Below are 13,703 nucleotides of genomic sequence, written 5' to 3' on the forward strand. Positions count from 1 at the left end.
GCATGGCCGCTCCGACCCTCGATGACATCGCGGCGGCGCTGTACGCCGGGCCGCCCGAGGAGTTCACGACCGCCCGGAACGCACGGGCGAAGGACCTCGACGACCGAGCGCTCGCCGCGGAGGTGAAGGCGCTGCGCAAGCCGGCAGTGGCTGCCTGGGTCGTCAACGTCTTCGCGCAGGAGCGTGCCGCGCAGCTCGGGGAGGCCCTGGCGCTGGCGGCGGAGCTGCGCGAGGCGCAGGCGGATCTGGACGCCGCGGCGTTGGCGAAGCTCGGCCGGGAGCGGCGCGCGCTGACCCGGCGGCTCGCCGAGACCGCCGCGGACCTTGCGGGCTCCCGCGGCGAACGAGTGACGGCGGCGACGCGGGATGCGGTCGAGCAGACGATCTCCGCGGCATTCTTCGACCCGGACGCGGCGGCCGCTGTCGCCTCGGGGCGTCTCGTGCGGGCATTGGAGCCTTCGGGCACGGCGGACGACATCCGCGACGCGGTGGCCGGAACGCTCCCCGCACTGCAGCCCCAACCCCCGCGTCCTCCGGACGAACTGCAGGAGCGTCGGAAACGCCGGGATGCCGAGCGTCAGCTGGCGGGTGCGGAGAAGGACCTCGCGGCTGCGGAGCGGGCCCTCGCAAAGGAGGACGAGGTGATGCAGTCGCTGAGCGATCGCGCGGAGGAGCTGGCCGACGGCATCGCCGAGCTGGAGGCGCAGATCGAGAAGCTGCATCAGGAAGCCGACCGCGTCGAGCGCGACCGTCCCGCGGCGGAGGAGCGGCGCACCGCGGCCGTGGAGAAGAAGGATGCCGCCGCCGAGGCCGTGCAGGCGGCGCGCGCGGCTCTCGCCGACCTCTGAGCGGTCTCAGCCCCGGGCGGCGGCTTTCTCCTCAGCGGAGTTCGGCGTCCATCCGAACCAGCCGTCGTCGGCCGGGATGACGCTCCAGTCGCCGCAGACGAAGACGGTCTTCGCCTCGTATGCGGACGGGCCGTCATCCAGGGTCCACGTCGGGGCGGAGGTCCGCTCCGTCTCCACGCAGTCGTCCGGCAGCGCTGTCGTGCTCGCCAGCAGGAGGACGGCGTCGTCCGCGTCCTCGAGGGTCGACGTCCTCAGCGTGAGGGCGGTCGCGTCTTCCGGAACCCAGTCCGCATCGATCGGCGCGTCCGCGCGGAAGGCATCGGCGTCGTCGAACGTCCTGGTCGACTGCTTGTGCACGAGACCCTCCACGGCGGCGCATCCACCGAGCAGCAGGGTGCCGCCGAGGAGCAGGGCGGCGGCGGGGAGGAGGTGTCGTCGTGTCATACTTCCACTCTGCTGGCGAGGCTCGCGGACGGCGTCCGTCGGGGGAGGTATCCCTCGTCACCCGGAGGAGTGATCTCTGCTGCAGGCGCCTCCGATAACCTCGGGGGATGCGGGAGGAAGTCCTCGAGGGCGGCAACGCGAGCGGACCCGTCGTGCGGGTCGGGGACACCGTCCGCAAGGCGTGGACAGCCGCGACCCCGCACATCGTCGCCTACGTGCGGGCGATGCGGGACGGCGGAGTGGATGCGCCCGAGCCGCTCGGCAGAGACGCGCAGGGGCGGCAGATCATCGAGTTCATCCCCGGCGCGCTCGCGATGGATGCCGCACCGCTCTCCGCCGCCGAGCTCGGCCGCGTGGGCGACATGGTCCGCCGGATCCATGACGTCTCGGCGCGGTACGTCCCTGCTGCCGACGCGATCTGGGAACCACCCCTCTCGGCGCCCGCGCAGGAGCTCATCTGCCACAACGACCTGGCACCGTGGAATCTGATGCTCGGCGACCGCTGGGTCTTCATCGACTGGGACGGCGCCTCCCCGAGCGCCCGGTCGTGGGACCTCGCCTTCTCCGCGCAGACGTTCGCGCTTCCCGATCCGACCAGGGACCCGCAGCGCTCCGCCGACGACCTCGCGGCCTTCGTCGATGGCTACGGCGCCGACGCGGAGCTGCGCGCGGTGCTCCCGGGCATGATGCGCCGGCGCACGCAGGCGATGCTCGACCTGCTGCGCTCGTCCGCGGAGGTGGGGCGCGAGCCGTGGGGGACCATGTACCGCGCGGGTCACGGGGCGCACTGGGCGGCGGTGCTCGACTACGTCACCGCGCATCGGGGTGTGTGGCAGCGCGCCCTGGCGTGACCGCTTCGCCGGTCCGCTTCTCCTAGGGTGATCGACATGAGTGACGACCTCGGCCGCGCAGTGATCGCGGATCTGTGCCGGATCCCGAACCCGGAGTCGATCGACAGGACGGCGTACGTCGACCTCGGCGGTGTCTCCCAGTTCGTCTCGATCCGCGGGCGCAGCACACGGAACCCCGTGCTCGTCGTCTGCCATGGCGGCCCGGCCCTGCCGTCGCTGCCCTCGTCGTGGATCTGGCAACGAGGCGTGGAGGAGTACTTCACGGTCGTCAACTACGACCAGCGCGCGAGCGGCAAGTCCGCGAGCGCGGTGGCTGCGGATCTGGACCTCAGTGTCGACCGGTACGTCGACGATCTCGCGGAGCTGATCGCGTGGCTCCAGAGCGAGCTGGGCGTGCAGAAGGTCGGGGTGCTCGGGCACAGCTGGGGGACGGTCCTCGGGCTCACCCTCGCCCGGCGGCGTCCCGACCTGCTATGGGCCTACATCGGCGTCGGCCAGGTCATCTCCGGTCCCGAGAACGAGGAGGAAAGCTTCCGCCACGCGACGCGGAGTGCCGTCGCGGATCGCAACGAGCAGGCGGTCTCCGAGTTGCAGGCGCTCGGGGAGTACCCCGGTGAGGAGCCGTTGACCGTCGAACGCATCGTGACCTGCCGGAGATTGGCGCAGTACTACGGCGGCCTCTCGGCGTATCGCTCCGATTTCGCGTACTTCACCGAGTCGCAGGAGCTGTCCCCGTATTACACGGACGCCGACCTGGGCCTCATCGGCGTCGGGCAGCGGGCGACCATGCCCGCGGTGCTGCCCGCCCTGTTCGGCTTCGACGCCCGCGACCAGACGGCGTTCGAGGTGCCGATGCTCCAGTTCCTCGGACGGCACGACTGGACGACCCCCACCGGACCGGTCGCCCGCTGGCTGGAGACCGTGACGGCGCCCGCGACGCACGTCGTGTGGTTCGAGAACTCCGCGCACCTGTGCATGTTCGAGGAGCCCGGGAAGTTTCTGGTGAGCCTCGTGGCCCATGCGCTGCCGCACGCGGTCGCGGCGGGGAACGCGAGGGCGGACGGCTCGACGGACTCACTTGTGCCGGCGTGAGTCTGCGGGTCGCCGCCTCCCGTTCTGCTCTCTTCACCCGCTCTGTTATCGCGTCAGAGATGGATGGGGCCGGGGGAGGGAACCGCTGTCGGCAGGCCGCCATCGAGGATCCGCTGGACGATGCCGATAGCGCGGTCGCTGAGACCGTCGCCCGGGTAGAAGTCCTCGTAGTGTGCCTCCGCCGCCTCCACCGTGGTGATGCCGCAGAGGGTGAGCAACTGACGGATGTCGTCCACGTCGCGTCCTGGTCGGTTGGCGCGGAGCTTCATGGCGAGAAGCGCGTCCTTCGAGGCGACCTAGATGATGACGCCGTCTCGGTCGTAGATCGTCTCCCACTCGACAGCTCGACGGCCGAACGTCGGCACGGAATCCGCGTGCTCTACAGCGAAGTTGAACCAGCCGGCGCTCCACCCTCGTCGGTCTCCGACGCGCGAGGCCGCGGCGAGAACGGATTCGTCGCTTCCGGGGTTGATGTGAAGGGAATCGAGGGTCTCCGGTGGCACGGCGGTCGAAGTGCCTGATGACGAGCGCAGCGCCACCGACAAGTCGGATGCCTGCGACTTCGCCAGCGGTGTGAAGCTCGCCGACCAGGTCGCGGAGTCCGGCGATGATGTCGTCGCGGTTCAGTGCGTCAGCCATCAGACGCTCGTCAGTGTGTCTTGCCAGACAAGGACACCACGCTCGAAGAATTCCGTGGGCACGTCGTCGGGCGCCGGGATCGGATCCGCCGGATCGACGTCCAGGGTACGGGGAACCTGGACCCGCCTGTTCGGGGCGTCGACCCACGCCGGAGTGGGGAGCCCCTCCTCGCGGAGGCGAAGATCCACGAGGGCTGCCAGGGCGGCGTCCCAGACGCGGTCGCCGGTCGGCTCGGGTTCCGCGAGACCGAGGACCCCGCGTACGAGGCCGTGCTCGGCGTTGAGGTTGTCGCTCAGCTGGATGAACTCGCGAAGTGCGCTGTGCTTGTCACCCGCTCGCAGGTACCCGCGGATCGCCGCCGCGATGGTTGCCGCGTCGTCCCGTCGCGTCGGTGCGGAGTACAAGCGGTAGCCGGCGCCACGGAGGAAGCGCTCGACTGTGCTGAACTCAGCCTCCCGGCCACCTTCCACCCGAGATACTCGGCCTTGGTCGACGTTGGTTCGCTCGGCGAGATCCTTCTGCGTGAGGCCGCTGCTCTTCCGCGCAGCGCGCACGAGCACTGATGCGTTGGTCATGTCGCCTCCCGTAGAAATGTCTTCTGAGCCATATTCTGCGTCGGCGGCGATCGGGATGTGACGCCTCGGATCCGGGAAGCCGCGCCCCGTTCGTTCCAGGGCAAAGCAAAACCCCCGCCATGTAGAAGCTAGGCGAGGGTTTCTGGGCTGATTGTAATGATCAGCCTTGTGGCTCCGACCGGCATCGATCCGGTGACCTTTCGATTTTCAGTCGAACGCTCTACCAACTGAGCTACAGAGCCGCGCGGCGATGATGCTGCCGCGTCCTAGACGAAGAGCCCTCTCCGAAGAAAGAGCTCGTCGCACGGAGCGACCCTGACGGGACTTGAACCCGCGACCTCCGCCGTGACAGGGCGGCACGCTAACCAACTGCGCTACAGGGCCATACTGGTGTTTTCAATTGTATCGGATGGAGTGACCCCAACGGGATTCGAACCCGTGCTACCGCCGTGAAAGGGCGGCGTCCTAGGCCGCTAAACGATGGGGCCGAGTCAGTCCCGGGGGACTTCCTTGCCGACGCTCAAGCATAAGGGATCATCCGGGCAAATCGCGAATCGAGGCCGGAACCCGCTTCCCCCGGGCGTGTTCGAGCGGGACCATGGAGGGGCCGGGGATGCCGTTCACGCCGCTCCAGGAGTCTGGTGCTGGTGTGAAAGTTGTTGTTACTGTGGCATCTGTGAAACCGGCGGAAGGGGCCGTGTGAACGACAAGACCACGCAGGATGCGGCACTCGCGGCATCCGCGGACTGCGGGTGTGCGCCCACCCCGACGGAGCGACGTACCCTCTTCGGCGACGGCATCAGCCGCCGCGGCGCTCTCGGACTCGGCGCGCTCAGCGTCGTCGCCCTCAGCGCGTTCGGCATCACGTCCGGAGTCACGGCCGCCCACGCCGCGTCGTACCCGAGCTGGGACGACGTGCAGAAAGCCAAGCAGAACGAGGCCTCCAAGGCCGCAGAGGTGAAGCGCATCGAGGGGCTGATCCAGTCGCTCACGCAGAAGGTCTCCGAGACGCAGGCCGCCGCCGAGGTCGCCTCGACCGAGTTCTACAACGCGCAGCAGGCCTACTTCGCCGCGATCGCGGAGGCCGACTCGCTGCAGGAGAAGGCGGACGCGCAGGCCGCCGTCGCCGACGAGTCCGCCCGCAAGGCCGGCCAGGTCGCCGCGCAGCTCTACCGCAACGGCGGTGACGACACCTCGCTGGAGCTGTTCTTCGCGGGCTCCGCAGGCAACGCCGACGAGCTCCTCGCCCGCCTCGGCTCGATGGACAAGCTCCTCGAGTACAACCAGACCGTCTACAACGACGCGGTCGCCGCGCGGAACTCCGCGCAGTCCCTCAGCGACCAGGCGGTCGTCGCCCGGGACGAGCGCGACCGGCTTCAGAAGATCGCCGAAGAGAAGATGGTCGCAGCGCAGCAGGCCGCCGACGCCGCCCAGGCCGCTCTCGACGAGCAGTCGGCGAACCTCGCCACGATGCAGGCGCAGCTCGCCGCGCTGAAGGACACCACCGCGACCACCGTCGCCGGGTACCAGAAGGGCGTCGAGGAGCGCGAGAAGGAGCGCAAGCGCCGCGAGGCCGCCGAGGCCGCCGCGAACGCCGGGGGGAACAGCGGCGGAGGCGGCACCCCGGGAAGCGGTGGCTGGGTGCGTCCGCACGGTGGCTACCGCAGCTCCGGCTACGGCCCCCGCTCGCAGCAGTGCAACGCCAACGGCTGCTCTTCGAGCTGGCACTACGGCGTCGACCTCGCCAACGGCTGCGGCGCGGCGATCTACGCCGCCCACTCGGGCACAGTCGACGCGGCCTTCTACAACGGCGGCTACGGCAACTACGTCCGCATCCAGCACGGCGGCGGCATCGCCACCGGCTACGCGCACATCAAGCCCGGCGGGTTCGCCGTGCGCAGCGGCCAGTGGGTCGAGGCCGGACAGGTCATCGCCTACGCGGGCAACACCGGCGGCTCCTTCGGCTGCCACCTGCACTTCGAGGTCTACATCAACGGCCGCTACACGAACCCCATCGACTTCATGGCGGGCAAGGGCATCTCCGTCTGACGGACGGCTGGACAGCAGAAGACCCCCGGACGCCTGGCGTCCGGGGGTCTTCGCTTCGACAGGCTCAGCGACCCAGAGAGGTCAGCGACCCAGAGAGGGTCGGGTCAGTGGCCCTGCTCGCCGAAGCGGACGATGGCCTCGTCGAGGATGCGCTGCGCCTCGGCGGCGTTGCCCCACTCGTCGACCTTGACCCACTTGTTGGGCTCGAGGTCCTTGTAGTGCTCGAAGAAGTGCGCGATCTCCTTCTTCGTGTACTCCGGCACATCGTCGATGTCCTGGATGTGCGCCCAGCGCGGGTCCTTGGAGAGCACGGCGACGAGCTTGTCGTCTCCGCCGGCCTCGTCGCTCATCTTCAGCACGGCGACGGGGCGGACCTCGACGACGACGCCGGGGTAGATCTGGTGGTCGAGGAGCACCAGCACGTCGAGCGGGTCGCCGTCCTCGCCGAGCGTGTTGTCGAAGTAGCCGTAGTCGGCCGGGTAGCCGAAGGTCGTGTAGAGCACGCGGTCGAGGTGCACTCGCCCGGTCTCGTGGTCGACCTCGTACTTCACGCGGCTGCGCGCGGGATCTCGATGACGGCGTCGTGTGCGCCCATGCGTGTGCTCCTCAGGAAGATCGGTTGGGATGCCGCGGACCAGCCTACTCGGGGGTCGCGGGATGGCTGTCCCGGTGCCGCCGCTGGACGATCCGGTTCAGGAGGCGTGAGAGAGGACTGCTCAACAGGAGGACCAGCAACCCCAGGTATCCGTTCGGCGACGCGGCGACGGCGATGACCAGGGCGATCGCGAAAAGGACGATCGCCGCGAGATCACCGGCGATTCCGCCGCGGATCACCGCCGGGGGTGTCGTGATGAGCTCCCCGTGCCGCTGCAGATAGAGCCAGCCGGCGAGCGTCGTGACCTGCGTCAGAAGGAGCGTGCCGATGTAGAGGACCGCCTGCAGAGGGTCGGGCTCCATCTGACCGATCATCGCCGTCGGCACTGGCAGCCACACGATGGTCGCCATCCACGCCACGTTGATCCACAGCAGCGCCGGCGTGACCGCCTGGACGTCCCGGTACTGACTGTGGTGCCCCATCCAGAACACCGCGATGAGGAGGAAGCTCAATCCGAAGCTCAGAAGTTGGCCCGCGTGTGCGGCGAGGAACTCTGCCGTATCCAGGTGATCGGCGGCCGCCTCGGCGACCGAGTCCGTGAGCGGCAGGATCAGCAACGTCATCGCGATCGCCACGACCGCATCGACGAACGCCTTGGAGCGCTCAGGGCGGAACGACGGAGCAGGGGAGCGACCGGTCACGGCGCCAGGATAGCCCTGCGCGGTTTCGGGCGACACGGCAGCCGAGACGGTGCCCTAGCGTGGAGGGATGCCATCCCTCGACCCCGCCGTCGCCGAGATCCGCCTCGCCGTGCGCACCGCGCTCGCCGACCTGCCCGAGGGCTCGACCGTCGTCGTCGCGGTGTCCGGCGGTGCCGACTCGCTCGCACTGGCGGCGGCCACCGCGTTCGAGGCCGCGAAAGTCGGGGTGCGTGCGACCGCGGTGACGGTCGACCACGGTCTGCAGGACGGGTCCGCCGGGGTCGCCGCCGAGACGGCACGCATCGCCGGACGGCTCGGATTGGAGGCGCTCGTCGTCCGCGTCGAGGTCGACGGCGACGGTGGTCCGGAGGCGGCCGCGCGCGACGCGCGCTACCGCGTGCTCCGGGACGCGGCGGGCGACATCGGCGCGCGGGCGGTCCTGCTCGGTCACACGCTCGACGATCAGGCCGAGACTGTCCTGCTCGGACTCGCCCGAGGCTCCGGGGCGACGAGCCTGCAGGGCATGGCGCCGGACCGGGAGGACGACGACGGCCTCCGGTGGCTGCGCCCGCTGCTCGGCGTTCGCCGCGAGACCACCCGTGCGTTCTGCGCCGCGGCGGAGCTGCAGCCGTGGGACGACCCCCACAACACCGACGACCGCTACACGCGAGTGCGGGTGCGCCGCCACGTGCTCCCGGTGCTGGAGACACAGCTCGGTCCGGGTATCGCCGAGGCGCTGGCGCGCACCGCCGAGCAGCTCCGGGAGGACGCGGAGGCGTTCGACGAGATGATCCACGAGACGATCGAGGACATCGTCGAGCACGCGGAGGCCGGGATCTCGGTGAGCGTCGCCGCGCTCGCCGCCAACCCGGCCGCGCTGCGCAACCGCATCATCCGCATCGTGGTCGACAGCGAGTTCGGGGCGAGCCTGAGCCGCGGGCAGACGATCGAGGTCGCCCGCCTCGTGACCGATTGGTCGGGTCAAGGGCCGATCGACTTGCCGGGGTGCGCCGCCGTGCGCCAGGGCGGCCGGATCGTGTTCACCGCCGCGACCCGCTGAACCGCGGGCCGCGGCGGCGTCACGTTCTACTTCCTGCCGCCGAAGAGGCCCCCGAGGATGCCGCCGAGGTCGATGCCGCCGCCGGAGCCGCTCTTGCCGCCGCCGAGGAGGCCACCCAGCACGTCACCCAACCCGCCGCCGGAGCCGGAGTCGCCGCCGCCGAGGATGCCGCCGATGACGTCGCCGATCCCGCCGGAGCCCTCCGTGCCCGCGTCCGCCTTCGCCGTCTTGTCCTTGGTCGCGTTGGCGATCAGACCCATCACGATCGGCGCGAGGATGGGGAGGAGCTTTCCGAAGTCGATTCCCGGAGTCGCCTTCGACTCCGTCAGCTCCTTCGTGACCTCCTTCTCCTTCCCGCCGAGGATGTGGGAGACGATCTTCTCGCCGTCCTCCTTATCGATGTCGTCGATCGTCGCCGGGCTCGACGCACCGCGGTGCTTGCCGAGGGCCTTCTCGATGGCCGCCGACCCCTCGGAGCTCTCCGCGTTCTTGGCCAGCCCGCCGAGGAGCACGGCGCCGCCCTGCTCGACCGCGAGCTTGGCCTCGTCGCGCGACACTCCGAGCTTCTGCGCGATGTCGTCGAGGGGGACCTGGCTGAGGATGTCTTGGGTCGCCATGGGGATCTCCTTCCGTCGGGGCGTGCGCCCGCGTCACCGTCAGAGTAGTGCGGTGTCGCCCTGCGGGGGAGGGTGCGCGCCCGCGACCGGAGCACACCGCCGCGTCGCCTAAAATCGATCCATGCGCGCCGCGGAGATCCAGGACGACCTTGCACAGATCCTCGTCACCGAGGAGGAGATCCACGCCAAGCTCGACGAGCTCGCGGCGCAGGTCGCGAAGGACTACGAGGGCAAGGACCTCATCCTCGTTGGCGTGCTGAAGGGCGCGGTCATGGTCATGGCCGACTTCGCGCGGGCGCTGCCGTTCCACGCGCCGATGGACTGGATGGCGGTGTCGAGCTACGGCGCCAGCACGAAGTCGAGCGGCGTCGTGCAGATCCGGAAGGACCTCGACACCGACCTGCACGGCAAGCACGTGCTCATCGTCGAGGACATCATCGACTCCGGCCTCACCCTGAGCTGGCTCCTGGAGAACTTCGAGTCCCGCGGTGCGGAGTCGATCGAGGTCCTCGCGCTGCTGCGCAAGCCGGAGGCCGCGAAGGTCGAGATCGACTGCAAGTACGTCGGCTTCGACATCCCCGTGGAATTCGTCGTCGGCTACGGGCTCGACTACGCCGAGCGCTACCGCAACCTCCGCGACGTCGCCGTGCTGGCACCGCACGTCTACAGCTGACGCTTCGACAGGCTCAGCGGCCCAGGCGGGCCCAGGACCCGGGCGGCAGCGCCGAGGGCGTTGCGCCGTGGGTGAACGCACAGCGGCCCCCTAGCACGGAGGCGATACGCTGATCCGACCATGGATGTGAAGAAGCTCACCCGCAATCCGCTGATCTACGTCGCTCTGATCGGCGTGCTGCTCTTCGGCGGATTCCTGCTGATCTCGAACCTCGGTGCGCCGAAGCAGATCACGACGCAGGAGGGGCTCGAGCTGCTCTCCGGCAAGACCGTGACCGAGGTCGTCACCACCGACGGCGATCAGCGGGTGGACATGACGCTGTCCAAGCCGTTCGAGGGCTCCGAGAACGTCCAGTTCTACTACGTCGAGGCCCGGGCGACGAGGTGGTCTCCGCGATCGATGCGGCCGCCCCGAAGGACGGCTTCAACGACGCCGTGCCGCGCGCGACCTGGTTCGACGGCTTCCTCTCCCTGCTGCTTCCCCTCGTGCTGCTCGGCCTCCTGTTCTGGTGGCTCCTGTCGTCCATGCAGGGCGGCGGCGGCAAGGTCATGCAGTTCGGCAAGTCCAAGGCCAAGCTGGTCAACAAGGAGACCCCGACGGTCACCTTCGCCGACGTCGCCGGTGCCGACGAGGCCATCGAGGAGCTCCACGAGATCAAGGAGTTCCTGCAGGACCCGGCGAAGTTCCAGGCCATCGGCGCCCGTATCCCGAAGGGCGTGCTCCTGTACGGCCCTCCCGGAACCGGAAAGACCCTCCTCGCCCGCGCCGTCGCGCGAGGCCGGAGCCCCGTTCTACTCGATCTCCGGTTCCGACTTCGTCGAGATGTTCGTCGGCGTCGGCGCCTCCCGCGTGCGCGACCTGTTCAGCCAGGCCAAGGAGAACGCTCCCGCCATCATCTTCATCGACGAGATCGACGCCGTCGGCCGTCACCGCGGCGCCGGCATGGGCGGTGGCAACGACGAGCGCGAGCAGACGCTGAACCAGATGCTCGTCGAGATGGACGGCTTCGACCCGAACGCGAACGTCATCGTGATCGCGGCCACCAACCGTCCCGACATCCTCGACCCCGCGCTGCTGCGCCCCGGCCGCTTCGACCGTCAGATCGGTGTCGACGCCCCCGACCTCAAGGGCCGCCAGAAGATCCTCGAGGTGCACAGCAAGGGCAAGCCGCTGTCGAAGAACGTCGACCTCGAGGTCGTCGCTCGCAAGACGCCCGGCTTCACCGGTGCCGACCTGGCGAACGTGCTCAACGAGGCCGCGCTGCTCACGGCCCGCTCGAACGCGCAGCTCATCGACAACCGCGCCCTCGACGAGGCCATCGACCGCGTGATCGCCGGTCCGCAGCGTCGCACTCGCGTGATGAAGGACAAGGAGAAGCTCATCACGGCGTATCACGAGGGCGGACACGCGCTCGCGGCGGCGGCGATGAACTACACCGACCCCGTGACGAAGATCACGATCCTGCCCCGCGGCAAGGCGCTGGGCTACACGATGGTGCTGCCGCTGGACGACAAGTACTCGGTGACCCGCAACGAGCTGCAGGACCAGCTCACCTACGCCATGGGCGGTCGCGTCGCCGAGGAGCTCGTCTTCCACGACCCCACCACCGGTGCGTCCAACGACATCGAGAAGGCGACCTCGATCGCCCGCAAGATGGTCATCGAGTACGGCATGACGACGCAGGTCGGCCCCGTCAAGCTCGGCACCGAGGGCGGCGACATGTTCGTCGCACGGGACATGGGCCGTGGCCGCGAGTACTCCGAGAAGGTCGCGGAGCGGGTCGATGCCGAGGTGCGCGCACTCATCGAGCAGGCGCACAACGAGGCGTATGCGGTGCTCAGCGAGAACCGGGACATCCTCGACCGTCTCGCCCTCGCGCTCCTCGAGGAGGAGACCCTCGACCACAACCGCATCGCCGAGATCTTCACCGAGGTGAAGAAGCTCCCCGAGCGTCCGCTGTGGCTGTCCAGCGAAGACCGCCCGGTCTCGGAGCGGCCGCCGATCGAGGTCCCGAAGAAGGACGTCTCGCTCGCCGCCTCCGTCGAGGCGCCGACGGCCCCGCCGCGTCCGCAGCAGGGCTCCGCCGGAGCGGGCAACCCTCGTCCCGCGACGGCGTGACGTGACCGTCGACAAGGGACGCGTCGAGCGGCTCACCAGGGAACTCCTGGAGGCGATCGGCGAGGACCCCGATCGTCCGGGGATCAAGCAGACGCCCTCGAGGATGGCCGAGCTCTACGCGGAGTTCTTCGCCGGTGTGGGCGAGGATCCCGCCGAGCCGCTCGCCCACACGATCAGCGTGACCCGCGGGCCGGCGCCGGACACCCTGCCGTCCGGAGCGGTGCTGCTGCGCGACATCCGCTTCCGCTCGGTGTGCGAGCACCACCTCCTGCCCTTCGCAGGGCACGCGCACATCGCCTACCTTCCGGGCGAGCAGGTCGTCGGCCTCGGTGCGCTCGTGCGCGTCGTGGAGATCCTCGCCGCGCGGCCGCAGGTGCAGGAGCGGCTGGGGGAGCAGATCGCCGACACGATCGCCGAGAACCTCGACGCGCGCGGCGTGCTCGTCGTGCTCGATGCCAGCCACGGCTGCGTGACGATGCGGGGCGGGCGGCAGACCGAGGCCTCGACGCTGACCATCGCGGCGCGCGGGGTCTACACGGATCCCGTGGCACGCGCGGAGCTGGTGACCCTGATCGGCATGACCGTGCCGGGGGCCGGGACGTCGCGCGCATGACGGGCATCTGGGGCATCGTGAACGTCACCCCCGACTCGTTCAGCGACGGCGGGCGGTATCTCGACGCGGACCGGGCGGTCGCCCACGGCCTCCGTCTGCGCGCGGAAGGGGCGTCCGTCCTCGACGTCGGGGGCGAATCGACCGGCCGGGCGCGGAACGCGTCGGGGTGGACGAGGAGCAGCGCCGGGTCCTTCCGGTCGTCGAACAGCTCACGGCGGCCGGTGCCGTCGTCAGCATCGACACCCTCAACGCGTCGACCGCCGCGGCCGCCGTGCGCGCGGGAGCGCGCATCGTCAACGACGTCTCCGGCGGACTGGCCGACCCCGACATGCGCGCCGCGGTTGCGGAGTCGGGTGCCGACTTCGCGATCGGGCACTGGCGGGGCTTCTCCGCCGACATGTACGCGAACGCCGATTACCGCCGCGTCGCCCGAGAGGTGGCCGGCGAACTGCGCGAGCGCATCGGGGAGGCGGCCGCCGCCGGGATCGCGCCCTCCCGCCTGATCGTCGACCCCGGTATCGGGTTCGCCAAGGCCGGTGCCCAGAACTGGGACGTGCTGCGGGGCCTCGACGAGATCGTGGGTCTCGGCTTCCGCGTGCTGGTCGGGACGTCGCGCAAGCGCTTCCTCGCCGACGTGCTGCAGGAGGCGGCCCCGGGCGGTGACGGCGTGTCCGAGGAGCGCCGGGACCTGGCCACCGCGGTGACGAGTGCGCTCGCGATGCGCGCCGGCGCCTGGGCGGTGCGCGTGCACGACGTCGCGGCCACCCGCGACGCCCTCGCGATCACCCGCGCCTGGGAAGGCTGAGTGCGAGGTCGGAGCGTCGCCGT

General features: G+C 69.9%; 12 protein-coding genes, 3 tRNA genes and 3 pseudogenes. 9 read left to right on the forward strand and 9 right to left on the reverse strand.

The features are described 5' to 3' along the window. Nucleotides 1-2: 2 nt before the first annotated feature. A complete protein-coding gene (locus AC2W7E_RS06500) occupies nucleotides 3-848 on the forward strand; it encodes a transposase (protein ID WP_315108715.1) in 846 nt (281 codons plus the stop codon). A gap of 6 nt (nucleotides 849-854) precedes the next feature. Here AC2W7E_RS06500 and AC2W7E_RS06505 read toward each other — a convergent pair whose 3' ends face one another. Next, nucleotides 855-1,292: a hypothetical protein gene (locus AC2W7E_RS06505; RefSeq protein WP_315108713.1), complete on the reverse strand. Its 438-nt coding sequence runs from the start codon at nucleotides 1,290-1,292 to the stop codon at nucleotides 855-857. A gap of 107 nt (nucleotides 1,293-1,399) precedes the next feature. Here AC2W7E_RS06505 and AC2W7E_RS06510 point away from each other — a divergent pair, with 107 nt between their 5' ends. Both AC2W7E_RS06510 and AC2W7E_RS06515 read left to right on the forward strand, forming a co-directional pair. Beyond that, entirely contained in the window at nucleotides 1,400-2,143 is a 744-nt protein-coding gene (locus AC2W7E_RS06510) for a phosphotransferase (protein ID WP_315108711.1), read from the forward strand. Nucleotides 2,144-2,179: 36 nt separating this feature from the next. Then, the gene (locus AC2W7E_RS06515) at nucleotides 2,180-3,235 is read left to right on the forward strand and encodes an alpha/beta fold hydrolase (protein WP_315108709.1); all 1,056 of its coding nucleotides are present in this window, start codon (nucleotides 2,180-2,182) and stop codon (nucleotides 3,233-3,235) included. Between the two features lie 53 nt (nucleotides 3,236-3,288). Here AC2W7E_RS06515 and AC2W7E_RS06520 read toward each other — a convergent pair whose 3' ends face one another. The 5 genes from AC2W7E_RS06520 to AC2W7E_RS06540 all read right to left on the reverse strand — a co-directional run bounded on the left by AC2W7E_RS06520 (nucleotide 3,289) and on the right by AC2W7E_RS06540 (nucleotide 4,937). Further along, nucleotides 3,289-3,504: a hypothetical protein gene (locus AC2W7E_RS06520; protein WP_485988783.1), complete on the reverse strand. Its 216-nt coding sequence runs from the start codon at nucleotides 3,502-3,504 to the stop codon at nucleotides 3,289-3,291. A gap of 369 nt (nucleotides 3,505-3,873) precedes the next feature. Then, complete coding sequence (locus tag AC2W7E_RS06525) at nucleotides 3,874-4,449, reverse strand: helix-turn-helix domain-containing protein (protein ID WP_071327685.1); 576 nt, start codon at nucleotides 4,447-4,449, stop codon at nucleotides 3,874-3,876. Between the two features lie 169 nt (nucleotides 4,450-4,618). Beyond that, nucleotides 4,619-4,691 (reverse strand) — tRNA-Phe (locus AC2W7E_RS06530). 68 nt (nucleotides 4,692-4,759) lie between these two features. Beyond that, nucleotides 4,760-4,833, reverse strand: a tRNA-Asp gene (locus AC2W7E_RS06535). Nucleotides 4,834-4,864: 31 nt separating this feature from the next. Then, a tRNA-Glu gene (locus AC2W7E_RS06540) sits at nucleotides 4,865-4,937 on the reverse strand. A gap of 211 nt (nucleotides 4,938-5,148) precedes the next feature. Between AC2W7E_RS06540 and AC2W7E_RS06545 the strand changes: the two genes are divergently transcribed. Further along, a complete protein-coding gene (locus tag AC2W7E_RS06545) occupies nucleotides 5,149-6,498 on the forward strand; it encodes a M23 family metallopeptidase (RefSeq protein ID WP_025104594.1) in 1,350 nt (449 codons plus the stop codon). Between the two features lie 104 nt (nucleotides 6,499-6,602). Here AC2W7E_RS06545 and ppa read toward each other — a convergent pair. Beyond that, nucleotides 6,603-7,093 (reverse strand): annotated as a pseudogene (gene ppa, locus AC2W7E_RS06550) (inorganic diphosphatase). A 44-nt stretch (nucleotides 7,094-7,137) separates the two neighbouring features. Beyond that, the gene (locus AC2W7E_RS06555) at nucleotides 7,138-7,794 is read right to left on the reverse strand and encodes a TMEM175 family protein (RefSeq protein ID WP_485988784.1); all 657 of its coding nucleotides are present in this window, start codon (nucleotides 7,792-7,794) and stop codon (nucleotides 7,138-7,140) included. Between the two features lie 67 nt (nucleotides 7,795-7,861). Here AC2W7E_RS06555 and tilS point away from each other — a divergent pair, with 67 nt between their 5' ends. Beyond that, entirely contained in the window at nucleotides 7,862-8,854 is a 993-nt protein-coding gene (gene tilS, locus AC2W7E_RS06560; protein WP_485988785.1) for a tRNA lysidine(34) synthetase TilS, read from the forward strand. A 26-nt stretch (nucleotides 8,855-8,880) separates the two neighbouring features. Here the strand turns inward: tilS and AC2W7E_RS06565 are convergent, their stop codons facing one another. Further along, nucleotides 8,881-9,471, reverse strand: a complete 591-nt coding sequence (locus AC2W7E_RS06565; RefSeq protein WP_485988786.1) for a DUF937 domain-containing protein — start codon at nucleotides 9,469-9,471, stop codon at nucleotides 8,881-8,883. Nucleotides 9,472-9,592: 121 nt separating this feature from the next. Here AC2W7E_RS06565 and hpt point away from each other — a divergent pair, with 121 nt between their 5' ends. From hpt to folP, 4 genes and pseudogenes are all read left to right on the forward strand, one after another. Beyond that, nucleotides 9,593-10,144 (forward strand): hypoxanthine phosphoribosyltransferase, encoded by a 552-nt coding sequence (gene hpt / locus AC2W7E_RS06570; RefSeq protein WP_017204674.1) that lies wholly within the window; start codon nucleotides 9,593-9,595, stop codon nucleotides 10,142-10,144. A 120-nt stretch (nucleotides 10,145-10,264) separates the two neighbouring features. Continuing rightward, nucleotides 10,265-12,262, forward strand: a pseudogene (gene ftsH / locus AC2W7E_RS06575) (ATP-dependent zinc metalloprotease FtsH). Nucleotide 12,263: 1 nt separating this feature from the next. Further along, nucleotides 12,264-12,875, forward strand: coding sequence for a GTP cyclohydrolase I (gene folE, locus AC2W7E_RS06580; protein WP_025104588.1), 612 nt, complete (start codon nucleotides 12,264-12,266; stop codon nucleotides 12,873-12,875). Next, nucleotides 12,872-13,680: pseudogene (gene folP, locus AC2W7E_RS06585) on the forward strand (dihydropteroate synthase). Before folE ends, folP begins: the two are co-directional and overlap by 4 nt. Nucleotides 13,681-13,703 lie beyond the last annotated feature (23 nt).

This window comes from Microbacterium sp. CFSPD4_SD4, from assembly GCF_057364585.1.

Coding starts and splice junctions, on each gene's coding strand:
- AC2W7E_RS06505 (WP_315108713.1), bottom strand. CDS start 1,292: ATGACACGACGACACCTCCTCCCCGCCGCCGCCCTGCTCCTCGGCGGC.
- tilS (WP_485988785.1), top strand. CDS start 7,862: ATGCCATCCCTCGACCCCGCCGTCGCCGAGATCCGCCTCGCCGTGCGC.
- AC2W7E_RS06520 (WP_485988783.1), bottom strand. CDS start 3,504: ATGAAGCTCCGCGCCAACCGACCAGGACGCGACGTGGACGACATCCGT.
- AC2W7E_RS06565 (WP_485988786.1), bottom strand. CDS start 9,471: ATGGCGACCCAAGACATCCTCAGCCAGGTCCCCCTCGACGACATCGCG.
- AC2W7E_RS06510 (WP_315108711.1), top strand. CDS start 1,400: ATGCGGGAGGAAGTCCTCGAGGGCGGCAACGCGAGCGGACCCGTCGTG.
- AC2W7E_RS06525 (WP_071327685.1), bottom strand. CDS start 4,449: ATGACCAACGCATCAGTGCTCGTGCGCGCTGCGCGGAAGAGCAGCGGC.
- hpt (WP_017204674.1), top strand. CDS start 9,593: ATGCGCGCCGCGGAGATCCAGGACGACCTTGCACAGATCCTCGTCACC.
- AC2W7E_RS06515 (WP_315108709.1), top strand. CDS start 2,180: ATGAGTGACGACCTCGGCCGCGCAGTGATCGCGGATCTGTGCCGGATC.
- AC2W7E_RS06500 (WP_315108715.1), top strand. CDS start 3: ATGGCCGCTCCGACCCTCGATGACATCGCGGCGGCGCTGTACGCCGGG.